22 protein-coding genes and 1 tRNA gene are annotated in these 22448 nt (G+C 65.4%); 19 read left to right on the forward strand and 4 right to left on the reverse strand.

Annotated elements, in window-relative coordinates; genetic code table 11:
- Positions 1 to 6 precede the first annotated feature (6 nt).
- The 11 genes from ilvA to BN3001_RS04695 all read left to right on the forward strand — a co-directional run bounded on the left by ilvA (position 7) and on the right by BN3001_RS04695 (position 10927).
- Positions 7 to 1203: a threonine ammonia-lyase gene (ilvA, locus tag BN3001_RS04650; RefSeq protein ID WP_058270651.1), complete on the forward strand. Its 1197-nt coding sequence runs from the start codon at positions 7 to 9 to the stop codon at positions 1201 to 1203.
- Between the two features lie 69 nt (positions 1204 to 1272).
- Positions 1273 to 2949, forward strand: coding sequence for a dihydroxy-acid dehydratase (gene ilvD, locus BN3001_RS04655; protein WP_235815044.1), 1677 nt, complete (start codon positions 1273 to 1275; stop codon positions 2947 to 2949).
- 37 nt (positions 2950 to 2986) lie between these two features.
- Positions 2987 to 4213, forward strand: coding sequence for an ATP-binding protein (locus BN3001_RS04660; protein ID WP_058270652.1), 1227 nt, complete (start codon positions 2987 to 2989; stop codon positions 4211 to 4213).
- Between the two features lie 35 nt (positions 4214 to 4248).
- Positions 4249 to 5514 (forward strand): 3-isopropylmalate dehydratase large subunit, encoded by a 1266-nt coding sequence (gene leuC, locus BN3001_RS04665; RefSeq protein WP_058270653.1) that lies wholly within the window; start codon positions 4249 to 4251, stop codon positions 5512 to 5514.
- Between the two features lie 33 nt (positions 5515 to 5547).
- Positions 5548 to 5712 carry a hypothetical protein gene (locus BN3001_RS08335; RefSeq protein ID WP_156410035.1) on the forward strand — a complete coding sequence of 55 codons (165 nt, stop codon included), beginning with the start codon at positions 5548 to 5550 and terminating at the stop codon, positions 5710 to 5712.
- Between the two features lie 85 nt (positions 5713 to 5797).
- Positions 5798 to 6427, forward strand: a complete 630-nt coding sequence (gene hxlA / locus BN3001_RS04670) for a 3-hexulose-6-phosphate synthase (RefSeq protein WP_058270654.1) — start codon at positions 5798 to 5800, stop codon at positions 6425 to 6427.
- Between the two features lie 2 nt (positions 6428 to 6429).
- A complete protein-coding gene (gene hxlB, locus BN3001_RS04675) occupies positions 6430 to 6996 on the forward strand; it encodes a 6-phospho-3-hexuloisomerase (RefSeq protein WP_058270655.1) in 567 nt (188 codons plus the stop codon).
- 266 nt (positions 6997 to 7262) lie between these two features.
- A complete protein-coding gene (locus BN3001_RS04680) occupies positions 7263 to 7790 on the forward strand; it encodes a 3-isopropylmalate dehydratase small subunit (RefSeq protein WP_058270656.1) in 528 nt (175 codons plus the stop codon).
- 1 nt (position 7791) lies between these two features.
- Positions 7792 to 8946 carry a 3-isopropylmalate dehydrogenase gene (gene leuB, locus BN3001_RS04685; RefSeq protein ID WP_058270657.1) on the forward strand — a complete coding sequence of 385 codons (1155 nt, stop codon included), beginning with the start codon at positions 7792 to 7794 and terminating at the stop codon, positions 8944 to 8946.
- 366 nt (positions 8947 to 9312) lie between these two features.
- Positions 9313 to 10143, forward strand: a complete 831-nt coding sequence (locus tag BN3001_RS04690; protein ID WP_058270658.1) for a tyrosine-protein phosphatase — start codon at positions 9313 to 9315, stop codon at positions 10141 to 10143.
- A 241-nt stretch (positions 10144 to 10384) separates the two neighbouring features.
- Complete coding sequence (locus tag BN3001_RS04695; RefSeq protein ID WP_058270659.1) at positions 10385 to 10927, forward strand: hypothetical protein; 543 nt, start codon at positions 10385 to 10387, stop codon at positions 10925 to 10927.
- Between the two features lie 101 nt (positions 10928 to 11028).
- On the opposite strand, the gene BN3001_RS04700 is transcribed toward BN3001_RS04695, so the two are convergent.
- On the reverse strand, positions 11029 to 11715 hold the full coding sequence (locus tag BN3001_RS04700) for a glycerol-3-phosphate acyltransferase (RefSeq protein ID WP_058270660.1): 687 nt from the start codon (positions 11713 to 11715) through the stop codon (positions 11029 to 11031).
- A gap of 177 nt (positions 11716 to 11892) precedes the next feature.
- Between BN3001_RS04700 and BN3001_RS04705 the strand changes: the two genes are divergently transcribed.
- Positions 11893 to 11969 (forward strand) — tRNA-Met (locus tag BN3001_RS04705).
- Positions 11970 to 12435: 466 nt separating this feature from the next.
- Here the strand turns inward: BN3001_RS04705 and BN3001_RS04710 are convergent.
- On the reverse strand, positions 12436 to 13392 hold the full coding sequence (locus tag BN3001_RS04710) for an Abi family protein (protein WP_058270661.1): 957 nt from the start codon (positions 13390 to 13392) through the stop codon (positions 12436 to 12438).
- Between the two features lie 293 nt (positions 13393 to 13685).
- Here BN3001_RS04710 and BN3001_RS04715 point away from each other — a divergent pair, with 293 nt between their 5' ends.
- Positions 13686 to 14603, forward strand: a complete 918-nt coding sequence (locus BN3001_RS04715) for a serine O-acetyltransferase (RefSeq protein ID WP_058270662.1) — start codon at positions 13686 to 13688, stop codon at positions 14601 to 14603.
- Here the strand turns inward: BN3001_RS04715 and BN3001_RS08340 are convergent.
- On the reverse strand, positions 14591 to 14749 hold the full coding sequence (locus tag BN3001_RS08340; RefSeq protein WP_156410036.1) for a hypothetical protein: 159 nt from the start codon (positions 14747 to 14749) through the stop codon (positions 14591 to 14593). The genes BN3001_RS04715 and BN3001_RS08340 overlap by 13 nt on opposite strands.
- Positions 14750 to 14793: 44 nt before the next feature.
- Between BN3001_RS08340 and BN3001_RS04720 the strand changes: the two genes are divergently transcribed.
- Complete coding sequence (locus tag BN3001_RS04720; protein WP_197407453.1) at positions 14794 to 16539, forward strand: DUF438 domain-containing protein; 1746 nt, start codon at positions 14794 to 14796, stop codon at positions 16537 to 16539.
- On the opposite strand, the gene BN3001_RS04725 is transcribed toward BN3001_RS04720, so the two are convergent.
- Positions 16511 to 17185, reverse strand: coding sequence for a Crp/Fnr family transcriptional regulator (locus BN3001_RS04725; protein WP_058270663.1), 675 nt, complete (start codon positions 17183 to 17185; stop codon positions 16511 to 16513). The genes BN3001_RS04720 and BN3001_RS04725 overlap by 29 nt on opposite strands.
- A gap of 578 nt (positions 17186 to 17763) precedes the next feature.
- Here BN3001_RS04725 and BN3001_RS04730 point away from each other — a divergent pair.
- The 5 genes from BN3001_RS04730 to BN3001_RS04750 all read left to right on the forward strand — a co-directional run bounded on the left by BN3001_RS04730 (position 17764) and on the right by BN3001_RS04750 (position 22315).
- Positions 17764 to 19254, forward strand: a complete 1491-nt coding sequence (locus tag BN3001_RS04730) for a tyrosine-protein phosphatase (protein WP_058270664.1) — start codon at positions 17764 to 17766, stop codon at positions 19252 to 19254.
- Between the two features lie 194 nt (positions 19255 to 19448).
- Positions 19449 to 19874 carry a PTS sugar transporter subunit IIA gene (locus BN3001_RS04735; RefSeq protein ID WP_058270665.1) on the forward strand — a complete coding sequence of 142 codons (426 nt, stop codon included), beginning with the start codon at positions 19449 to 19451 and terminating at the stop codon, positions 19872 to 19874.
- 86 nt (positions 19875 to 19960) lie between these two features.
- Entirely contained in the window at positions 19961 to 20458 is a 498-nt protein-coding gene (locus BN3001_RS04740; protein WP_058270666.1) for a PTS sugar transporter subunit IIB, read from the forward strand.
- 97 nt (positions 20459 to 20555) lie between these two features.
- Positions 20556 to 21419 (forward strand): PTS mannose/fructose/sorbose/N-acetylgalactosamine transporter subunit IIC, encoded by an 864-nt coding sequence (locus BN3001_RS04745; RefSeq protein ID WP_058270667.1) that lies wholly within the window; start codon positions 20556 to 20558, stop codon positions 21417 to 21419.
- A 2-nt stretch (positions 21420 to 21421) separates the two neighbouring features.
- Positions 21422 to 22315, forward strand: a complete 894-nt coding sequence (locus BN3001_RS04750) for a PTS system mannose/fructose/sorbose family transporter subunit IID (protein ID WP_058270668.1) — start codon at positions 21422 to 21424, stop codon at positions 22313 to 22315.
- Positions 22316 to 22448 lie beyond the last annotated feature (133 nt).

A 22448-nucleotide genomic window follows, 5' to 3' on the forward strand; every position in this document is an offset into this window, starting at 1 on the left:
CAGCGCATGCTGTCACTCGACAAGATCTACCATGCCGCCTACGTCCTCAAGGGCGTCGCCCGCAGGACCGACCTCATCGCGGCGCCCAACCTTGTGGGCGAGGTGGGAGACCTCTACCTCAAGACCGAGAACCTCCAGGTGACGGGCTCGTTCAAGCTGCGAGGAGCCTACTTCAGGATCAACCAGCTCCCTCCCGAGGAGCTGGGGCGCGGCATCATCGCCTGCAGCGCCGGCAACCATGCCCAGGGCGTCGCGCTCGCGGCGACCCAGCTGGGCGTGCGCTCCATCGTCTGCATGCCCGACGGCGCCCCCATCATGAAGGTCGAGAACACGCGCCGCCTCGGCGCGGAGGTGAGGCTCGTCAAGGGCTCCTACGACGACGCCCACGACGAGGCGGTGCGCCTTCAGCACGAGACGGGCGCCACGTTCATCCACCCCTATGACGACGAGGACGTCATCGCGGGTCAGGGAACCATCGGCCTTGAGCTCATGGACCAGCTTGAGGGCGTTGACGCCGTCGTCGTGCCCGTCGGCGGGGGCGGGCTCATCTCAGGCGTCGCCTGCGCCGTCAAGAGCCTCAAGCCCAGCTGCAATGTGTACGGCGTCCAGGCGGCGGGCGCCTCGGCCATGGCCCAGTCGTTCAGGGCGGGCATCTGGCAGGCCTCCGAGTCGGCCACCACCTTTGCCGACGGCATCGCGGTCAAGAACCCCGGCGAGCTCACCTTCAGGATGGTCCAGAAGTACGTGGATGACGTCGTGACCGTCTCGGACGACGAGATCGCCGCCGCCATCCTCAACCTCATGGAACGCCAGAAGATCGTGACCGAGGGCGCCGGGGCCGCCCCCGTCGCGGCGGCGATGTTTGGCAAGCTGCCGCTTGGGGGCAAGCGGGTCGTCTGCGTCATCAGCGGGGGCAACATCGACGTCAACATCCTCTCGCGCGTCATCAACCGCGGCCTCGCCATGAGCGGGCGCAAGGTCACGCTGGCCATCAAGCTCACGGACAAGCCCGGTCAGCTCCAGCAGGTGAGCGGCATCATCGCCAGCCTGGGCGCCAACGTCGTCTCCGTTGACTACGACCTCTCCGACCCCGACCTACCCATCTCGAGCTGCACCCTGCGCGTGGGCATGGAGACGCGCGACCAGGCGCAGATCGACCAGATTCGCGCTAAGCTCGTCGAGGAGGGCTTCGGGCTCGTGTGAGCCCGCCCCACGCCGACGATCGCCCGCGCGCAGCGCACGTTCATCCATACACCCACAAAGGAGCGTCACATGAAGAGCGAGGAGCGTCATATGAAGAGCGATCCCATCAAGCATGGCCCCCAGGCGGCCGCGCACCGTTCCCTCTACAACGCGCTCGGCTGGACCGACCAGGAGATCGACCGCCCGCTCGTGGGCATCGTGAGCTCCTTCAACGAGGTCGTGCCCGGCCACATGAACATCGACAAGATCACCGAGGCGGTTCGGATGGGTGTCGCCATGGCCGGCGGCATGCCGGTGGTGTTCCCGGCCATCGCCGTCTGCGACGGCATCGCCATGGGGCACGAGGGCATGCGCTACTCGCTCGTGACGCGCGACCTCATCGCGGACTCCACGGAGTGCATGGCGCTCGCCCACGGCTTTGACGCCCTCGTGATGATCCCCAATTGCGACAAGAACGTCCCCGGCCTGCTCATGGCTGCCGCCCGCCTCAACCTGCCGACCACCTTCGTGTCGGGCGGACCCATGCTCGCCGGATGCATCGACGGGCACAAGACGAGCCTCTCGTCCATGTTCGAGGCCATGGGGGCGTACAAGGCGGGCAGGATCGAAGAGGAGAAGCTGCACGAGTTTGAGCGCAAGGCCTGCCCCGGCTGCGGCTCGTGCTCGGGCATGTACACGGCCAACTCCATGAACTGCCTCACCGAGGTCATTGGCATGGGCCTTCCCGGCAACGGCACCATCCCCGCCGTGCACTCACGCCGCCTCCAGCTGGCGAAGCATGCGGGCATGGCCGTCATGGACCTGCTCGCCAAGAACGTTCGCGCGCGCGACATCATGACGCGCGAGGCCTTCCAGAACGCCCTCACCGTTGACATGGCCCTCGGCTGCTCCACCAACACGATGCTCCACCTGCCGGCCATCGCCCACGAGTGCGGCTTCACGATCGACCTCTCGCTGGCCAACGAGCTCAGCGAGAGGACGCCCAACCTCTGCCACCTCGCGCCGGCCGGCCCCACCTACATGGAGGACCTCGACGAGGCGGGCGGCGTCCCGGCGGTCATGGCCGAGCTCGACCGGGCCGGCCTCATCAACCGTGACTGCCTGACCGTCACGGGCGAGACGGTGGGTCAGAGCATCGCCCACGCCCACAATGCCAATCCCGAGGTCATCCGCACGGTCGAGAATCCCTTCTCGCCCACGGGCGGCATCGCCGTGCTCAGGGGCAACCTCGCCCCCGAGGGCTCGGTGGTCAAGCGCTCCGCCGTCGCACCCTCGATGCTCGTCCACGAGGGTCCCGCCCGGGTGTTCGAGAGCGAGGAGGCGGCCCAGGAGGCCATCGACGGGGACCTCATCAAGGCCGGCGACGTCGTCATCATTCGCTACGAGGGGCCCAAGGGTGGCCCCGGCATGCGCGAGATGCTCAACCCCACCTCGGCCATCATGGGGCGCGGCCTGGGCGAGAGCGTGGCGCTCATCACGGACGGTCGCTTCTCGGGCGCCACGCGCGGGGCCTGCATAGGGCATGTGTCGCCCGAGGCCGCGAGCGGCGGCGCCATCGGCGTCGTCGAGGAGGGCGACCTCATCTCCATCGACATCCCCAACTGCAGGCTGGAGCTCAAGGTCTCCGACGAGGAACTCGAGCGGCGCCTTGCCTCCTTCGTCCCCAAGCAGAAGCCGCTCGCGGGCTATCTCAGGCGCTATGCCGCCCTGGTGTCCTCCGGCGCCACCGGCGCGGTGCTCAACTAGCGACGCGGCGGGCACGGGCCAGGGAAAGGTGACGCGCATGGGAACTGACGAGCTGCAGGAGCTGCGCTGGCGGCTTTCGGCACTGGCGGTGTTCAGGGGACTCCTTACGGACCCCGTGGTGGCGGGCGTCACGACCTGCCTGGAGGCCGTGACGTCGGGGGCCAGCTGGGACCTGAGGGTCTCTCGCTACGGCGAGCTCGTGAGCCGCCTGTATAAGACGGGGTCGTGCTGCCTGGCCGCGCACGTGCGAAACGCGGCGCTCGAGGACGAGAACGCCTACCTGAGGCTCGTCGGCGCGGGCGAGGAGGTGGCGCCCAGCATGGAGGCAGCCCTCCGTGCGGAGCTCAGGACGCTTGAGCGCGTGTGTCGCCTTGCTCCCGCGGACCTTGTGGGGGAGCTTCCCGCAGGGGTCGATGGGGAGCTCCTTCCCTCCTTCGAGCCCGGCGATGCGGCAGAGGGGTGCCTGTCGGACGCCTACGCGGCGCGCAGGGCCCGCCTGGGCACCCAGGGCTTTGGCATCTACGCCCGCTACCACGTGTTTGCGGTGGGCGACGAGGGCCAGATCGAGCCGGTGCGCTATCCCGACCCCATCCGCCTTGAGGACCTCGTGGACTACGAGCGCGAGCGTGCGCAGATCCTTGACAACACCAGGGCGCTCCTCGCGGGCAGGCCCGCGGCCAACATCCTGCTCACGGGGGATGCCGGCACGGGCAAGAGCTCCACGATCAAGGCAGTCGCCAACGAGCTCGCGCCCCGGGGGCTGCGCATCCTGGAGGTCCGCAAGGAGCAGCTGAGGGACATCCCCCAGATTCTCGAGGAGCTCACGCGCAACCCGCTCAAGTTCGTCATCTTCATTGACGACCTGTCGTTCTCGTGCGACGACGACAACTTTGCCGCCCTCAAGGCCATCCTGGAGGGCTCGGTCTCGGCCAAGAGCGACAACGTCGCCATCTACGCGACCTCCAACCGCCGGCACCTGGTGCGGGAGAGCTTCTCGGACCGCGACGGCGACGACGTGCACCTTAACGACACCATGCAGGAGATCATCTCGCTGAGCGACCGCTTTGGCCTGCACGTCACGTTCACCAAGCCTGACCGGGCCACCTACCTTGACATCGTTCGCAAGCTCGCCCACGACGCGGGCGTCACGATGGACGAGGGCGAGCTCGACCTTCTGGCCGAGCGCTTTGCCACGAGGCGGGCGGGCAGGTCCGCCCGCGGCGCCCGGCAGTTCGTTGACTCGTTGGTCGCCCGGGGCGCCTAGCGTCCCCACACGACAGGAGAGGAAAGACGCACATCATGACACGACCCATGACCATGGCAGAGAAGATACTTGCCGCCCACGCGGGGCTCGACGAGGTCGTCCCGGGACAGCTCATCGAATGTGACCTCGACGGGGTGCTCGCCAACGACATCACGGCCCCCATCGCCATCAAGACGGTGCGCAAGATCGGCGCGGGCGTGTGGGATCCCGACCGCGTCATCCTGGTCCCCGACCACTACTCGCCCAACAAGGACATCAAGAGCGCCGAGCAGACCAAGGTGACGCGCGACTTTGCCCGCGAGATGGGCATCACGCACTACTTTGAGCAGGGCTGCATGGGCATCGAGCACGCGCTTCTGCCCGAGCTCGGCGTCGTCGTCCCGGGCGACCTCATCATCGGCGCCGACTCTCACACCTGCACCTACGGGGGCATCGGGGCCTTCTCCACGGGCGTGGGGTCCACGGACGCCGGCGTGGGCATGGCCACGGGCCGTGCCTGGTTCAAGGTGCCCGAGACGCTGCGGGTCGAGGTGGAGGGCACGCTGCCCGCAGGCTCGAGCGCCAAGGACCTCATCCTGCACCTCATTGGCCTCATCGGCGTGGACGGCGCCCTGTACTGCGCCCTGGAGTTCACGGGAAGCACCATCCGCGACCTGTCCGTCGAGGGGCGCCTCACCATCGCCAACATGGCCATCGAGGCGGGGGGCAAGGCAGGCCTCTTCGAGGTGGACGACGTCTGCCGCGAGTACGTGAGCCGTCGCAGCACGCGTCCCATCGTTGAGTATCATCCTGATGCCGACGCCAGCTATCGGCGCACCGTTCATATCGACGCTGCTAACGTGGTGCCTACGGTGTCCTGGCCGCACCTTCCCAGCAACACCCACCCGGTGAGCGAGAGCCGCCACATTGGCATTGACCAGGCGGTCATTGGCTCCTGCACCAACGGACGGATCGAGGACATGCGCGCCGCCGCCGAGGTGCTGCGCGGCCGCATCGTCGCCGACGGCGTGCGCTGCATCGTGATTCCCGCCACGCAGGGCGTGTGGCTTCAGTGCGTCCATGAGGGGCTCATGGACGTGTTCGTGGGTGCGCACTGCGTGGTCTCCACTCCCACCTGCGGACCCTGCCTGGGCGGCTACATGGGCATCCTCGCCGCGGGAGAGCGCTGCGTGAGCACCACCAACCGCAACTTCGTCGGGCGCATGGGCGACCCCACGTCCGAGGTCTACCTCGCCTCACCGGCCGTCGCCGCCGCGTCGGCCGTCGCCGGCCACATCGCCCTGCCGTCGGACCTGGGCTAGGAGGCTTGCGCGCAGTTCAGGGGCGCCCTTGCCGTGGGGGGACAAGATTCTGGCGACGAGCCCAAGGATGCGCAGGGACCCGAGCTCGTGGCCTACGTCAAGGAGCATGGCATTGAGGACGCCATCGTCACCTACACCGGGCTCTCGCGTAACGACGGGCTGACCGCTGAGCTCGCACAGGCGTACAGTACGTCCTAGACGCGACGCCGGCGCCATCTTTGAAAGTGCGCCGCCCCACACTGCCGGTCGTGCCACAGGGGCACAGGACAAGGGAGACCAGATCATGAAGCTTCAGCTGGCACTTGACGAGTTCGAGCTTGACGAGGCCCTCGCCGTCGCGGACAAGGTCCGCGACTCCATCGACATCATCGAGATGGGGACCCCCTTCATGTTGCGCTACGGCCTCGAGGCCATCCGCCGCTTTGCCGCCGCCTTCCCCGAGAAGGAGATCCTGTGCGACGTCAAGATCATGGACGGCGGCAGGTTCGAGTCAGACATGGTCTATAACGCCGGCGCCGCCTACTGCACCGTGCTCGGCGTGACCGACGACGCCACCATCAAGGGCGCCGTCGAGTCTGCCAACGCGCACGGCACCAAGAGCGTCGTCGACATGATCTGCGTCCCCGACCTTGCCGGCCGCGTCAGGGAATGCGAAAAGATGGGCGTCCACGTTCTGGCCGTGCACGTGGGGACGGACGCCCAGGCTCTCGGGCGTACCCCCCTCGACGACCTGAAGGTCATGACGGCGACGGCGCGTCGCGCCGAGGTGGCTGTCGCCGGTGGCATAACCAGCAAGACCATCGACCAGTATGTTGCCCTCGGCCCGGACATCGTCATCTGTGGCGGCGCCATCGCCCATGCGGACGACCCCGTGGCGGAGGCAAAGGCGATCAAGAAGGCAATGGAGGCATAGCCATGGAGCCGTGCAAGAATCTCGCAGCCATCCTGGAGGAGCTCACCTTTGATGCCGGCCTCGTGAGCCAGGAGGAGGTCGAGAGGGTCGAGGGCCTCATCCTTGAGGCACGGCGAGTGTTCGTGGCAGGGGCCGGCCGTTCGGGCTTTGTGGCAAGGGCCTTCTCGAACCGGCTCATGCACCTGGGGCTTGACGTCCACTTTGTGGGCGACCCCACCACCCCTTCCATCCGCGAGGGCGACCTGCTCATCGTGGGATCGGGCTCCGGGACGACAAGGGGAATGGTCAACGATGTCAAGATCGCCAAGCGCGAGGGTGCGAAGATCGCCACGGTGACCATCAGCCCCGAGGCAACGATCGGCAGCATGGCGGACGCTCACATCACCATCCCTGGCTCCTCGTCGCGCAGCGGCAAACGAACTGCCGAGAAGGCTCCCTCGATACAGCCGAACGGCAGCTCGTTCGAGCAGCTCACCTGGCTCGTCTATGACGCCATGGTCGTTGACCTCAAGAGGGCGCTCGACCAGAGCCAGGATCAGATGGACTACCGTCACGCCAACATGGAGTAGGAAACGCAGGAAAACGCGGAAGGCGTCCCGGACGCCCAGGCGGCTGTCACCATCTTCAATCCGGCCTGCTGGACGGGCTTCTCGCGGCATACGAAACAGCCAGGTGCCCCGAGGTGCCTCGAGGGCATGCCAGGGCACCTGTGGCACGAGAGGGAGTGTTGCGATTAGGCAACGAGCCTTCCGGCTTTGGGCACGGAGGCAGGCGTGGTCCCTCACCTGAGCTACGATGGGACCGTCCGCTCACCATTTTAGGAAGGGACTCCGCCGTGCAGTTCAAGGGCACTGTCTTCCGCTATGGCCGCGACATTGACACCGACGTCATCATTCCGGCCCGCTACCTCAACACCTCGGATCCCGCCGAGCTCGCGCGCCACTGCCTCGAGGACCTTGACGCGAGCTTTGTCGATCGCGTGCGCCCCGGCGACATCATCGTCGCCGACGAGAACTTTGGCTGCGGGTCCTCGCGTGAGCACGCCCCCGTGGCCATCAAGGCGGCCGGCGTGAGCGTGGTCGTGGCCAAGAGCTTTGCGCGCATCTTCTATCGCAACGCCATCAACATCGGCCTGCCCATCATGGAGTGCGCTGAGGCCGCCGACGCCATCAGGGACGGCGACGTCGTGTCCGTCGACGCCGACGCAGGCCTCATCACGGACGAGACCACGGGCGCGAGCTTCCGGGCGCAGCCCTTTCCCCCGTTCATCCAGGAGATCATCAGCGACGGCGGCCTCGTCGCCCGCACGAGGCGCGTCATGGCGGGGCGCTCGGCAGCGGCCGGCACGGGCGAGGGGGACTAGCATGGCAGAGACCACGTACCGCATCTGCACCCTGCCGGGCGACGGCATCGGCCCCGAGATCATGGAGCAGGCCGAGCGCCTGCTCGAGGCCGTGAGCAAGGCCTTTGGGGTCACGTTTGACTGCGAGCGCCAGCTCATCGGCGGAGCTGCCATCGACGCGACGCGCGCGGCCGGAGAGAAGGTGACGGCCCTGCCCCCCGCGACGCTCTCGGCGGCCCAGGCGGCCGACGCCGTGCTCCTCGCCGCCGTCGGCGGGCCAAGATGGGACGATCCGACGCCGGGCGCCGTCCGCCCCGAGCAGGGCCTTCTTGCCATCCGCAAGAATCTGGGGCTGTACCTCAACCTGCGCCCCGTCCGCATCTACGACGCGCTGCGCGACGCCTCGCCCCTGCGTCCCGAGCGGCTCGACGGCGTGGACCTCCTCATCGTCCGCGAGCTGACGGGCGGCCTCTACTTTGGCAGGCACGAGCGCCAGGTCGACGTGGAGGGCGCCGGCAGGGACGGGACGAAGGGGCAGACGGCGATCGACACCCTCGAGTACGCGGAGTTTGAGATAGAGCGCGTGCTGCGCTGGGCCTACGAGGCCGCCGCCCGCCGCAGCAAGGTGGTCACGTCGGTCGACAAGGCGAACGTCCTCGAGACCTCCCGCCTGTGGCGCGAGGTCAACCATCGCCTCAACGCCGAGTTCGAGGACGTCGAGGGCGAGGACATGCTCGTCGACAACTGCGCCATGCAGCTGGTGGCCAACCCGGCCCAGTTTGACGTGCTCGTGACGGAGAACACCTTTGGCGACATCCTCTCGGACGAGGCCTCCATGCTCACGGGGTCGCTGGGCATGCTCGCGTCGGCGTCGCTGGGCGACGGGGCGGCGCTTTACGAGCCCAGTCACGGCTCCGCCCCCGACATCGCGGGAAAGGGCGTCGCCAACCCCATCGCGCAGATTCTCTCGGTCGAGCTCATGCTGCGCTACAGCTTCCAGATGGATGAGGCGGCCGACGCCGTTGCGGGCGCGGTCGAGGACGTCCTGGCCGCCGGCTGGCGCACGGCGGACCTCGCCGACGGGACGACGGACGCCTCGCACCTGCTGGGCACCGCCGCCATGGGGGACAAGATCCTGGAGGCCTTCGCGCTGCGGGCGGGCTCGCGGGAGGCCTAAGATTGCGGGGCCCAGCTCGCGGGGTCCAAGACTGTTCGCATGGCGCCGGGTGTCGTCTCAACGTGTCCGTTTGGACAGGTCGTAAAAAAACGAGTCCTGGGCAAACGCAAAAGTTGGCCTTCGCAACGTACACTTTAGGCGGAGGGTGCCGAACATCCGGCCCAGTGTAACGGTGCCGTTTTCGATGTGCCCGAGCGAGGGAGGGGTGCCGCGATCATGACGTGGAGATGTCTGAGGGCGCTGCGTGACGCCTGCCTGGGGCGGGCGTCGTCTTGCACGTCAGCGACAAAGCGGCCTGGGGCGGAACAGTGCGCGCAGGTTGCGAATTCGCCAGCTCTGGGCGCGCAGGCTGCACCCCCGCAGGTCGTGGACGCGCAAGACCCTGCCCTCGAGGCCGCCAGCGGCTTGGATTCTGGCGCCGTCCCTGGTCACGGGACCGCCAGCCTCGACCCCATCGGCCCGCCCGACCCCGCCACGCACGCTCTGACGATTGCCACCTGCGCCAACGTCCGTGAGCTGGGGGACTATGACACGCCATTCGGCCCCACGCGCCTTCACCGCTTCCTTCGTGCCGGCGACACCTGTGCCGTCAGCGCGGATGACGCACGGCGTCTGTGTGCCTACGGGGTCGCGGCGGACGCGGACCTTCGCAGCTCCTGGGAGCTTGAGCACGCGCCCGACCTGCTGGGCTCCCAACCGCACGTCCGCTACCGCAACGTGCAGCTTCACGCGTACAACCTGCGGGAGGGCGAACCGGACCTGCCCGATGACGAGCGCGGCTACCTGATGCGCGGGTACCTTGCGATGCTGAAGAATCACTCAGCCGTCCGCGAGCTCATGTCGTTCTTCGCGTCTGCCGACGAGGACGAGTGCGTCCTCTTCCACTGCGCCGCCGGCATGGACCGCACGGGCGTCGTCTCACTCCTGCTTCTGGGGCTTTGCGAGGTGAGTCGAGAAGACCTGCTGCGCGACTATCTCTACTCCTTTGCGCCGCCGTCGCTCGTCGAGAGGCTCGTGCGGGGCGAAGAGCCGTCTTTGGAGGAAGATGACTGGGGGGCCGCGATGCTCGCGGGCGTCATGGACGCGGTCATCGACTGGTTGCTGCGGCGGTACGGCAGCGTGCGCGGCTACCTGCTTGCCTGTGGGTGTGACGCTCATGAGCTGGACGCCGTTCGTCGTCACCTTGTCGGCGCGTAGTGAGGTGTTGGTATGAAAGAGCCTCAGGTATAGGATACTTTTCCGGTAGGCATGATTGCGGGGGCGCAGGGCAGGTGCCCGTGCGCGAGAAAAAAGACGGGACGCGTCGTGATGGTCAGAGCCAAAAGCTGCAGAGCCAGGAGCTGCAAGAACGTCATGACGGCGTATCATCTCGCCTGCTCGCGGCGCCTGGCGAAGGCGGCCGCCACCACGGCGGATCGTCAGCTTGATGCGAGCCTGTATGGGTAGCCTGCTTTTTGTTGTCCTCATGCTGGGCACGCCCATAGTCGTCGCCGCCCTTGAGAGCGCCCTGCTCGATGACATCGCCGAGCGGCATCATCGCCATCATGACACGTACCGCATCTCCAACTCGCTCACGCACACGATGGTCATCCTCCTGCTCTTCATGGGAATCTTGGGGTCATTGCTGGCGTGGCTCTGCGACGCAGGCGCGTTTGACGTGGATGCCCCTGTCGTCCTGGGCTTCTTTGGGTCGTTTATCTGCGTCGTGCTGGCGCTATGGATAATGCTGCACCGCCACGAGGTGGCAACCTATGACAGCTACCTGCGCGTCCGCCCGCTCGTGGGAAGCATGCGGACCATCCGGTACGAGGACATCACGCGCATGGAGTGGAGAAGGTCAAGCATGGCCGTGGGGTACGACAACATTTGGGTGAAGGCGCGGCATCAGTCGCGTCCCGTGACCATCTTGGGCATGCTCGACCTTGAGCAGATTCTCTCGCGCATCAATCGCTTCGACGCGCTGGACCGCAGGCGAGGGTAACGAGGGCGCGGGCGAGGGGCGGAGAGACCAGCGAGGATGATAAAGCGGGCGGCCGCGAACGTGGCCGCCCGCAGTCTGTGAGCGTCAGGGCCTTCGCGCGGCTAGCTAGCCGCGCCGTTTTGTCCTCGTCCGCCCCTGAGAGGCGGCATGCCCAGGCGCGCACGCAGCTTTACGGCCAGACCTGCGGGACGCTGGGTCCCGCGGGCGGTGGCCACGAGCGCCGACCAGTGTGCGCGCATCATGAGAAGCGCCAGCGCCAGGGCAACGAGCACCTCCAACCCGGGCCCGTGCAAGGCGAGCGTCAGGACAAGATAGGCCCCCGTTATCACGACGGCGCCCACGCACAGATACCCCGAGGCCAGCACGGCCGCAAAGCCCGTGAGGCAGGCAAGGACGCCCCAGGGGGGCGTTGCCAGGATGATGGCCGAGCAGGTGGTGGTGACGCCCTTTCCGCCCGCAAAGCCGTGCCACAGGGGGTGGTTGTGTCCCAGCGTGCAGCCCAGTCCCGCCATGAGCCCGGCGAGCTCTGCCTGGGACGCAAAGAGCCAGCGCGCCAACGCCCAGGCAAGCACGCACTTGAGGACGTCGCCCGCCAGCACGACGAGCGCCGCCCCCGCGCCCAGCTCATGGCCCACGTTTGCCATGCCGGGGTTACCGACCCCCAGGTCAAAGGCGGATTTTTTTGCTACGACGCGCGAGACGACGTCGGCCGTCAAGAAGCTGCCGCAGGCATAGCCCACAAGCAGGCTCGCACAGGCGACGGTCAGAGGGGACACGGGCAGGGTCATGGCGGGCTCCTTATGGCGTGGGTTGGGGCGACATGGCGGCGGACGAGAACGAGGGTCTCGCTCGGACGCGCGTGTCTGCCGCTATTGTGAAGACAGATTCATAGCTGAGTGACGACGTTTGACTTTTTTGGCTTCTACCCGTATATTACTTTCTTGCGCCGAAAGGCGCCCAGACATTGCGGGGTGGAGCAGTCTGGTAGCTCGCCGGGCTCATAACCCGGAGGTCGTAGGTTCAAATCCTGCCCCCGCGACCACAAATACATTCCCGATCTGCAAAAACAGGTCGGGAATTTTTTATAGCCCCAATCAACCCCGAAGTTTCAGTAGATGGCTCATCCTTCGGTCCGCATGAGCACAGATGGTTCAAACTTCGGATTGCTTGCCGGTAGATGGTTCGTTTCTCGAGCTAGAGGAAATTTGACCTGCCCGTGGAAATGCGGCGATGGGGCTGCCGCGAGGCGTTGCGTGCCTGCGCGCCGAGGCGTGCGGCGGAGGCGCGGTGCGCCGGTCGGCTGCTGGCGGCCTCACCGGGCGACGAGGTTCTCACGTGGATTTCGTGCGACGTGCGGTGACCATGCCCGTGAGGCGCCCGGGGTGCATCGTGCCGTCGCGGCGTGCCCGTTGGGATGCGTGGAAGTCTCGGCGTTCACCACGGCAGTGGACACAAACTGTACTCACTACCCATAATGCTTTCTGCTGTTGGCCTACAGGCTTGCCCGTCTACTCTTTAGCGTCCTTGATGTTGTGAGCGTATTCCTTCCAGAGCGGGCACTCCTGCCAGCCTTTGGTGAAGCCCATGCGGCGGAGCTCACTGGCACTAAGGCGGTCCAAAAGTTTGAAGAGACGCTCACGCCAGGACGTCTCAGGTGCAATGTGCTCCAGCAGATAGCTCAGGATTATGAGGATGCCGAACATGTTGTCCGACCTCACGCTGAAGGGCTCATGCCATTCCGGATGTTTCGACCGCTTGGGAATGATTGGTCTGGTGCCGATGCCCCTGTTCCAGAGGCGGCCATGGTGCGCGCATATGTTACGCACCGTGTTTATGGTCACGAGCCAAGATTCCAGCACGCGCGAGCTCACGCCCAAGTCGTTTGCGAGCTTCTTCCTGATTTCAGCTGGTGCGCCGTTGAAGAGCCTGATCATGGTGCCAAAGTCCATCAGGTTGACGAGTATCCAGTAGGGAGGAAGCTCGTGCTCGTCACCATAAGCCTCTTTGAAGTGGAGGGCGAAAGGCTCACGTGAGCGTCTGAGCTCATCTTTGCAGCGCGCTATGAACCTGTCATACTCGCCCTGCTTGAGCCTTGGCAGGTTGTTAGCGTCGAGGAATCCGAAGGTACCGGTCTCTCTGGCAAGTTCGTATGCGAGCTGTGTGCGGAAGTAGACCTCGACGCGCTCTATGGCATCGAATACGACAAGCCTGAACTGCCGGTCGAAGATATAGAGGTGCCAGATCTGGTCGAACGATGTCCCCTCGATGAAGCGCTCGTCCTGTGTACCATCTTTGGCGCCTCTTGGCTGACGCTTAAAGATGTACCAGTATCCGCTCAGGCGGTAGTAACCAATGTCAGCGAGGTGCTTGATAAGATTGTCGCGGTCGGCCACGAGGCCACGCTTGTTGATGAGAAGGTCTGCCTGCTGCTCGAAGGACAGCCAAGATTTCGCGTACGTTCCCACGGTGCTCTTGTACCTCCAAATAAAGAAGACCCGCCAGTGTGCATGCTCAAAAGCAGAGGCCAGGCGGGTTTACTGACCATAGTGTATCACATCCATCGCAAGACGGCACGGAAGAGCCAACGCACGAAGCGCCAGATGAGCCTAATTATTCTGCCACACACGTACGCACGCGCCTTGGGCTCGGTTGCGCGCTCCGCCTGCCGCGTAAGCCCCGCCCCCCTCGATGAGCTACACTGTGGGACCAATCACGAGGCGCACGCCGCGCCTCTGCCGGTTCGGCGAGGGAGGCACGCATGCAGGAAGACGCACTCAACAGGCGCATCGCCGCGTTTGGGCGTGGCTATGAGGCCGAGGCGGCACTCTTTGGGGAGCCCAAGAAGCGCTTTCCCAGCCGCAGCGCCTGCATCAGCCTCCTGGGAGACATCCGCAGCCTCATGTTTCCGGGCTACTTTGACAACGACAGCGCCGCCGGCACGAGCTCGGAGCTGCTGATAGGGGAGCGTCTCCTGCACATAGAGCGCGTGCTCAGGTGCCAGATTCGCGACGCGCTGATCTTTGGCGACGGCTCGCTCGCGCTTGAGCTCGCCTACGAGCGGGCGACGAACCTGGCTAGCACCTTCATGGACGAGCTCGCCACCGTTCAGGCCCTGCTGCTCACGGACATCCAGGCGCTCTTTGACGGTGACCCCGCGGCGCGCAGCTACGAGGAGGTGCTTGTCTCCTACCCCGGGCTCTATGCCATCTTCGTCTATCGTCTGGCGCACGTGCTCTATGAGCTTGACGTGCCGCTGATTCCTCGTCTGATGACGGAGCACGCCCACAGCAAGACGGGCATCGACATCAACCCGGGCGCCCAGATCGGCGAGTACTTCTTCATCGACCACGGCACGGGCGTGGTCATTGGCGAGACGACCGTCATAGGCGACCACGTGAAGATCTACCAGGGCGTCACCCTGGGCGCGCTCTCCACGCAGAAGGGGCAGGGGCTCTCGGGCGTCAGGCGTCACCCCACGCTCGGCGACTATGTGACCGTCTACTCCAACGCGAGCATCCTGGGCGGCGAGACGCACATCGGCGCCGGGTCGGTTGTGAGCGGCAGCGCCTTCGTGTGCGAGTCGGTGCCCGAGCACGCCCGCGTCAAGCTCAAGGACCAGGAGATCATCGTCCATCATCCGGGCGAGCCCGAGCCTGCCTGGAATTACGTCATATAGGGGGAGAGCGCGAAGGCCGTCGCCTGCCCGACCGTCACGGCGGCGAGCAGGCCGCTCTCCGCGATAAAACAGCAGCTCGGCTCCGCGACAAAAATTGATACCCAAGTCAAACTTTTTGTTGCCATAACCACATACATTGCGCTCATGTGCTCCTATGCTGCAGCCAACATGCCAACGTAAAGGAGCGACCATGATGGACAACGGCAATGTCGGCGGCAACAAGACGCTCGATCTCTCTCGCACGGTCTTCGACCTTGTAAGCGAACGTCCCGAGCTGGCTCACATCCTATCTGAGCTCGGGTTTTCCGAGATAGATAACAACGCGATACTTCATTCGGCAGGTCGGGTCATGACCATCCCCAAGGGCGCTAGAATCAAGGGAATCTCCCTGGATGACGTCATCCGCGGCCTTGAGGCGCGTGGCTTCACGGTCGTGGGGGCACCGGGGCCCGCGCCTGCGGCGCCCGGAGCGACATCGGCGTCTGGGACTACGCCGGCCGCGTCCAAAGCGTCCCTCTCGGAGAATCCGCCCACTTCGTCCGCTTCGTCCGCTCCGTCGACCCCGTTCGGACGGGCGGCCAATCGCACGGAGCAGATCAAGGGCTATCTGCGCCGACTGGGTGCGGGCGAGGATCTCGAGGCGGTCCGCAGCGACTTCGTGAGGGAGTTCAGCGATGTTGATGCCTCAGAGATCATGCGCGCCGAACAGGAGATCCTGAACGAGGGGACCCCGCTTGACGAGGTGCAGCGCCTCTGCGACGTCCACTCCGCGCTCTTTCACGGCTCGACCCTCGAAGAGCGCCTCGCCCATGCCGAGTCTGAGGCTGCGGCGTCCGTCGCCCATGGCAACGAGTCGGCCCTCGAGCGCGCGTCGCGTGCTCTGGCGGCAAACCCGCCTGCCGCCGCCTCTTCCGATGTCGCCGCGCCGGCCTCGGCTCCCGCCTCTCCTGAAGCAGGATCCGCCTCTCCCGCGGCGGCGCGCGCCTCTTCCACGGCGGCACTCGAGACCGTGGAGGGACACCCCCTTCAGACCTTCTCTCGCGAGAACAAGCGCATCGAGGCGCTGATTGCCGAGCTCCTGCAGGTTCTGGACGCAGGGGAGGACCCCTCGGCCCTGCTCGCGCGCCTGCGTGAGGTGGCCATCCACTACGCCAAGAAGGGCGACCTCCTCTATCCGCAGCTCAGAACCAGGCATAACATCACGGGCCCGGCAATGGTCATGTGGACCGTTGACGACGAGATTCGCGATGAGCTGTCCGCGCTCTACAGGGACCAGGACCGCAGCGCCATGTGGTTCTCCCGTCTGCGGGCGGTCGTCGGTCGCGCGAGCGAGATGGTCTACAAGGAGCGCAACATCCTCTTTCCCGTCTGCGCCGAGACCTTTGGGGATGACGAGTGGGTGGGCATCTATCACGACGCCAAGGACTACGCCAGCTGCCTGGGCGTCCAGGGAGCCGTGTGGCAGGAGGCCGAGGACGCGCTCGCCCACGAGGCGTCAGGGGCCACGACGGGTGCCAGCATGGAGGAGGAGGTTCGCATGCCGGGCGGACATCTGACGGTTCCTCAGCTCACGGCCATGCTCAACACGCTTCCGCTTGAGATTACGTTCGTGGATGCGGACAACATCAACCGCTTCTTCAACGAGGGGCCCAAGGTGTTCAAGCGCGCGGGCATGGCCATCGACCGCGATGTGTTCTCCTGCCACCCGCCCAAGGTGGAGCCCATGGTCCGAGCCATCATCGAAAGCTTCCGCGACGGCACCAAGGACAGCGTGCCCGTGTGGATGGAAAAGGGCGGACGCACCATGCTTGTGACCTATTGGGCCGTTCGGGATGGGGGAGGCTCCTACGTCGGCACGGTCGAGACGGTGCAGGACATGGAGTTCGCCAAGGAGCACTTCTTGCGCGTCAGGCCTGACGCAGGGCGTCGTCGCTGAGGACAAACTCGCTCAGGTGATAGGTCAGCAGGCCCTCCTGCCGCATCTTGCCCAGCTCCTTTGAGAGGGCGCTGCGGTTGACGCCCAGGTATTCTGCGAGCTGCTGGCGCGAGAAGGGCGTTCTGACGCGCGGGCCGCCCTGCCGCGCGGCAAGCTCCGAGAGATACGAGAGCACGCGCCCCCTGATGGTCTTGGGGGCGATGTGCATCATGCGTCGGGATAGGCCCAGGCTCTTCTCGGCCGAGATGCGCACGAGGTTATAGATGAGCTGGTGATGGTGGCCGCAGGCGCGCGTGCAGGTGGTGAGCAGCCTTTCGAGCGAGACAAAGAGCACGCGAGCGGGTTCGGCGGCCACGATGTTGCAGGTCATTTGCTGGTCAGAGAGGGCGGCGTAGTTCTGCGCGAAGATGTCGCCTCGCGGGATGTGCCCAAAGATGCGTGTCTCGCCCCAACAGAGGTTGACCACCACGTTGGCGCTGCCCTTCTCGATGAGGCCGATCTCCCTGGTGACGTCCCCGGCGCGAAGAATTGCCTCGTCCTTGGCGAACGAGCGCTCGTGGGCGCCGAGGCAGGGAAGGACCTCCTCGATGTCCTGAGGCGACATACCCAGGAAGAGCTGCGTGTGCGAGAGCGACTGGCAGTTCATGGGGTCTCCGATGTGGCGGCGCGGGAACGGATAAGCGGATGGTGGCACTTACGTCAACTCATTGTACCCGGCTTTGTTGTCGCAGCAACAAAGGCGCAGGGCTCTGGGACTTGATACATTGCCCTGCATCTATGCGCGATCCGTCTGGCGTTCGCACAAACCGCATTAGTCGGCCTTTTTTGGAGTTTTGAGTCCAAAAAGGCCGACTAATGCGGTTTGTAGAGGGGCGAAAAGATATGCCACACGTCAGCAATGTGCTTGCAAGGGCATCCCATCCATTAGTTTGAATCATGCGCCAAGAAGTGCCTGATACCTGTAGGGGCACACTGGATAACAAACCATTCGTGTTTTCCCGTGATAATTGTGGCCCAGAAAATCCCAGCTACGGCGCCGCGCGGGCGACCCATCGTGATGATGTAGTTTATGAGCTAAATAAACTTCCCCGGGGAGGCCGCCGTCAAACATGCCTCATTGACCCACCACATGTCCATGCGAAGACGTGCGGCGAGCGACGTGGTCGGACACATGTCAGGCTGCTACGATGAGCTCAGGACCATGCGAGCGAAAGGGGTGATGGCATGCGCCTTCTGGGCAGAGGCCGGCAGCGGGGCGCCGCCCGCAGCGGCTGTGAGACGGGCCAGGTCGACATCGCGACGGGCATCAACGTCCGCGAGCTCGGCGGCTTTCCCACGCCCTCGGGCACCACGCGCTATCGGCGCTTTCTGCGCTCTGGCTCCACGGCGCGCATCAGCCCCTCCGACGCGCGCGAGCTCTTTGACTACGGCGTGCGGCGCATCCTCGACCTGCGCGGCAAGGAGGAGGTCGCCAACAGCCCCGAAAGCCTGCTGTCGCTGCGCAACGTCGAGTACCTCAACGTGCCGCTCTACGACTTTGACATCTCGGCGGGCGTGCTCGCGCACGAGGACGACGCGGGCGGCTATCTTACCGAGAACCTCCTTTCCATGCTCGAGAACCGCGCGGCCTTCCGGCAGATCTTCACCTTCCTGGCGCACGCGCCGCGCTCGGCGTGCACGCTCTTCCACTGCGGAGCGGGAAGCGACCGCACGGGCCTTCTCTCACTGGTGCTTCTGGGGCTCGCGGGCGTCGAGAGGCGCCAGCTCGTGGCCGACTACGTCTACTCCTTTGGCTACATCCCCGAGGTCAACGCGGCCATCTTCGAGCGCGTGGGGGAGGGCGCCCGCACCCTCCAGGTGCGCGGCGAGCTTAGGACGAGGATTGCGTCCATCTCGCTCGTGCACGACCGCATCCACGAGACGTTTGGCGGCTACGAGGGCTTCCTGAGGTCCTGCGGCGTCCGCGAATCCGAGATTTCCCAGGTGCGGGCGCTTCTGCTTCGCCGCTTTCCAGGACGCTACCGCATGCCCGCCGAGGAGACGCTCGTCTCGAGCGCCGAGCTGCTCCACCGAGACATCCCGGGGCCCGTCGCGAACACGACCTTCTTCGTCCATGCCTACGAGCGCCCCGACAAGGTGACCGCAGACCTCTACTACATGAGCGACAAGACGCGCGACCTCATGGCGCGCATCGACGAGAACCAGCGCAACCGCTCCTTCCACGACCACGACTACGTGACCCTGGAGGTGCCCCTCGAGGAGAGGGGCAAGCTCTTCGCCCCCGTGACGGGGGAGCTCCTTGCGCTGTCCGACGTGGACGACCCGTACTTTGCGAGCGGCGCCTGCGGGGCGGGGGTGGCCATCGTCCCAAGCGGGAACACGGTGTACGCGCCCGCCGCCTGTCGCGTGACGGTGCAGGTTCCCACGCGCCACGCCATTGGCGTGCTGACCCAGGACGGCATCGAGGTCCTCATCGTCGTCGCCTCCTCAACGGCGTCGGCCAGCAGGCGAGGCTTCCGCCAGCACGTGTGGCAGAACGACTCGGCGCATCGCGGCACGCCGCTTTTGTCGTGGGACCCCACCCTGGTGGGAAAGGACGCGTCGAGCCCCGTCCTCATGATCGTCACCAACTCGAGCGAGTTCTCCCGCCTGGACATCCGCGACAGCGGCAGCGTCCAGGTGGGCGACGAGGTTGCCTCGATCTCCTGGGAGTGAGGGGTCGCAACGGCCCCCGGCGACAGGAAACGTACAGGACAACGAGACGTCTTCACCGTTTCAGAAAGATTTGGACACATCTCCTCCATAACACGGTATACTGACAGTTGGTTTGGCGAAGTCCCGAGGCCACCAAGACAAAGTTGCACTCGGGCGGTCGTGGGTTCGCTCATGTCGCTATGGAAGGAGACCGCATGCGCTATCTGTTGATCGTGAGCCATGGCACGTTTGCCCCCGGGCTGCATAGCGTGCTCGACATGCTGGTGGGCGAGAGGGATGACGTCCTTGACTGCTGCATGACCAGCGACATGGGCGCCGAGGCCTATGTCCAGAAGCTCGAGGAGACGGTGGCCCCCATCGGCGCCGATGACTCCGTCTTCCTGTTTGGCGACGTCATAGGCGGGTCCCCCCTCACCAACGCCATGAACGTCCTCACCAAGAAGGGCATCATGGAGCATCTGACCGTGTTTGGCGGCGCCAACCTTCCCATGGTCATCACGGCCGCCATGGAGGCCGACGAGGACGACGCCACCCTCAAGGAGCGCGTCATCGCCGAGGGTCAGGCCGCCATCCGTGAGTTTGTGCTCGACCTGGGCGGCGACGAGGACGAGGACCTCTGAGGCACGCTTCGTGCGAAAGCCAACGTCCCCGCGTCGCGCAGCGGCGCATCGCAGGTTTTCCCGTCAACCAGAAAGGAAGCGTCCCCATGATCTCATTCGTTCGTATCGATGACCGCATGATTCACGGCCAGACCGTCACCCGCTGGGCCCTGGAGTTCCCCTGCGACGGCATCATCGCCGTCAACGACGCGGCGGCCAACAACCCCGTCCTCAAGGCCGCCTACAAGGGCGCCGCACCCGAAAAGAAGACCTTCGTCTGGACGCTCGACCACTTCAAGGAGAGCATGGAGAAGGTCCTCGCGAGCAAGACGAACTACTTCCTCATCACCAAGAACCCTGTGGACATGAAGAAGATCCTCGTGGACTTTGGCTTCAAGCCCTCCTCGATCAAGACCGTCATCGTGGGCCCGTGCAACGATCGTCCCGGCGCCGTGAAGCTGGGCAACAACCAGTCCATCACCCCCGAGGAGGCCCAGGCCATCGAGGACATCACCAAGGCGGGCTACAGCGTCGAGTTCGCGCTCCTCAAGGACAACGCCATCGGCAACTGGTCCAAGTTCCGCAGTCGCTTCGACCTTCAGTAGGCACCACGGGGCCTCTCGTGCGAGGGCCCCTCGACATAGTCGATCCGCCCCTTTTGGAGGGCGGAGGAGCATCTAGGTAAGAAAGGTGGCATGCGTTATGGCAATCAATGCACTTCAGGCCGCGTTGCTGGGTCTCTTTGCCTGCCTGGCCTCCCTGCCAGGCATGGGCGGCACGACCATCGGTAACTACACCCTTGGTCGACCCCTCGTCGGAGGCCTCTTCGTCGGTCTCATCCTTGGCGACGTCCAGTCCGGCATCATCGTCGGCGCGGCCATCCAGGTCGTCTACATCGCCCTGGTGACCCCCGGCGGAACCGTCTCCGCCGACGTGCGCGCCGTGACCTACATCGGCATCCCCCTGTCAATCCTGGCCATTCACGCCCAGGGCCTCGACCCCAGCTCCGCCGCCGCCGCGTCGCTCGCCGCCGCCCTCGGCGCCGCCGTCGGCACCCTCGGCACCGTCCTGTTCTATGGCACCGCCACGCTCAACCTCGTGTGGCAGTCCATCGGCTGGAAGGCCATGGAGACCCGCGACTGGAACACCATCAAGCGTCAGATCCCGCTCGTCGACTTTGTCTATCCCTGGATTTCGCACGTCCTGTTCTCCTTCATTCCCACGTTCATCATCTGCATGGCCGGCTCCCAGATGGTCCAGCTCATGAAGGACTACATGCCCATGGACGGCCTGGCCATGAAGACGCTGTTCACCGTCGGCTCCCTTCTTCCCGCCGTCGGTATCGCCATCCTGTGCAAGCAGGTCATCAACAAGCCTCTTGACTGGCTGACCTTTGCCTTTGGCTTCACGCTCGCGGCCTGCCTGCACCTCAATCTCATCGCGTGCGCCGTCGTGGCCGCGTTCTTCGCGCTCATCAAGTATCAGATCGAGGAGGCCAAGGTCGCCCGTCCCGCCATTTCCGGTGGTGTCGGCGCCTCCGACGACGAGGAAGAGGAGGACATCTAATCATGGCCGAGACCAAGAAGATTTCCACCGGTGCCCGCAGGAAGTCCTTTAGGAACTGGGCCTACGGCAACCTGACCTGCTTCTCACAGGCGCACATGCAGACGTTTGGCTACCTTGCCGCCATGCTTCCCATCGTGGACGAGCTCTACGACAAGGACGAGGACAAGGTCAGCGCGCTTGAGACGTACACCACGTTCTTCAACACCGAGCCCCAGATCGGCACCATGGTCGTGGGCCTCACGGCCGGCCTCGAGGAGGCTCGCGCCAACGGTGAGGCCATCGACGACGAGACCATCAACGGCATCCGCGCCGGCCTGATGGGCCCCCTCGCCGGCCTCGGCGACTCCATCATCGTCGGCACGTTCATCCCCATCCTGCTGGGCATCGCCCTTGGCCTGTCCGCCGGCGGCTCGGTCCTGGGTCCCCTGTTCTACATCGTCGCGTGGAACGTCCTCATGTACTTTGGCATGAAGCTCGCCTATGACCGCGGCTACGAGCTCGGCGGCTCCGCCGTCCAGGCTCTCGTCGGTCCCGAGTCCCAGGCCCTGCGCAGCGCCATTCTGATGGTGGGCGCCATGGTCATCGGCGCCGTCGCCGCCACCTGGGTCTCCATCAGCACGGCGCTCGTGCTGCCGGGCGTCGGGCCGCTCGAGAACGTCCTGTGGTCCAGCAGCTCCACCGTCACGGCCGAGGCGCTCAACGCCACCGGCGCGGTGTCGCTCAACGTCTTTGGCTCGGGCATCTTCCCCAAGCTCCTCAACTTCGTGTTCGTGTATCTCTGCTGGTGGATGATGACCAAGAAGAAGATCGGCGTGATTCCGGTCATGCTCATCCTGGTCGCCGTCGCCTTCGTGGGCGTGCTCGTGGGCTTCTTCAACCCCGGCCTGTCCTACTAGGCGCGCGGGCGGGGCGCCGACCCCCGGACGGGGCGTCGGTCCCCGCAGGTCCGGCATAGCCGTCATAGTGAAAGACGGGGTGGGGTCCACTGGCGGCCCCACCCCGTTCGTAAGCTTTGCGGACGACGCGGCC

Origin of the sequence: Olsenella massiliensis (assembly GCF_001457795.1) — a bacterium.
Classification (GTDB): Bacteria; Actinomycetota; Coriobacteriia; order Coriobacteriales; family Atopobiaceae; genus Olsenella_F; species Olsenella_F massiliensis.

Excerpts from the sequence above, each read along its gene's own strand:
- BN3001_RS04745 (WP_058270667.1), top strand. The coding sequence starts at position 20,556 with ATGGCAATCAATGCACTTCAGGCCGCGTTGCTGGGTCTCTTTGCCTGC.
- BN3001_RS04750 (WP_058270668.1), top strand. The coding sequence starts at position 21,422 with ATGGCCGAGACCAAGAAGATTTCCACCGGTGCCCGCAGGAAGTCCTTT.
- leuB (WP_058270657.1), top strand. The coding sequence starts at position 7,792 with ATGGCAGAGACCACGTACCGCATCTGCACCCTGCCGGGCGACGGCATC.
- BN3001_RS04660 (WP_058270652.1), top strand. The coding sequence starts at position 2,987 with ATGGGAACTGACGAGCTGCAGGAGCTGCGCTGGCGGCTTTCGGCACTG.
- BN3001_RS04700 (WP_058270660.1), bottom strand. The coding sequence starts at position 11,715 with ATGACCCTGCCCGTGTCCCCTCTGACCGTCGCCTGTGCGAGCCTGCTT.
- BN3001_RS04725 (WP_058270663.1), bottom strand. The coding sequence starts at position 17,185 with ATGAACTGCCAGTCGCTCTCGCACACGCAGCTCTTCCTGGGTATGTCG.
- leuC (WP_058270653.1), top strand. The coding sequence starts at position 4,249 with ATGACACGACCCATGACCATGGCAGAGAAGATACTTGCCGCCCACGCG.
- BN3001_RS04720 (WP_197407453.1), top strand. The coding sequence starts at position 14,794 with ATGATGGACAACGGCAATGTCGGCGGCAACAAGACGCTCGATCTCTCT.
- ilvA (WP_058270651.1), top strand. The coding sequence starts at position 7 with ATGCTGTCACTCGACAAGATCTACCATGCCGCCTACGTCCTCAAGGGC.
- BN3001_RS04735 (WP_058270665.1), top strand. The coding sequence starts at position 19,449 with ATGCGCTATCTGTTGATCGTGAGCCATGGCACGTTTGCCCCCGGGCTG.
- BN3001_RS04740 (WP_058270666.1), top strand. The coding sequence starts at position 19,961 with ATGATCTCATTCGTTCGTATCGATGACCGCATGATTCACGGCCAGACC.
- BN3001_RS08340 (WP_156410036.1), bottom strand. The coding sequence starts at position 14,749 with ATGAGCGCAATGTATGTGGTTATGGCAACAAAAAGTTTGACTTGGGTA.
- hxlA (WP_058270654.1), top strand. The coding sequence starts at position 5,798 with ATGAAGCTTCAGCTGGCACTTGACGAGTTCGAGCTTGACGAGGCCCTC.
- hxlB (WP_058270655.1), top strand. The coding sequence starts at position 6,430 with ATGGAGCCGTGCAAGAATCTCGCAGCCATCCTGGAGGAGCTCACCTTT.
- BN3001_RS04695 (WP_058270659.1), top strand. The coding sequence starts at position 10,385 with ATGGGTAGCCTGCTTTTTGTTGTCCTCATGCTGGGCACGCCCATAGTC.
- ilvD (WP_235815044.1), top strand. The coding sequence starts at position 1,273 with ATGAAGAGCGAGGAGCGTCATATGAAGAGCGATCCCATCAAGCATGGC.
- BN3001_RS04730 (WP_058270664.1), top strand. The coding sequence starts at position 17,764 with ATGCGCCTTCTGGGCAGAGGCCGGCAGCGGGGCGCCGCCCGCAGCGGC.
- BN3001_RS04715 (WP_058270662.1), top strand. The coding sequence starts at position 13,686 with ATGCAGGAAGACGCACTCAACAGGCGCATCGCCGCGTTTGGGCGTGGC.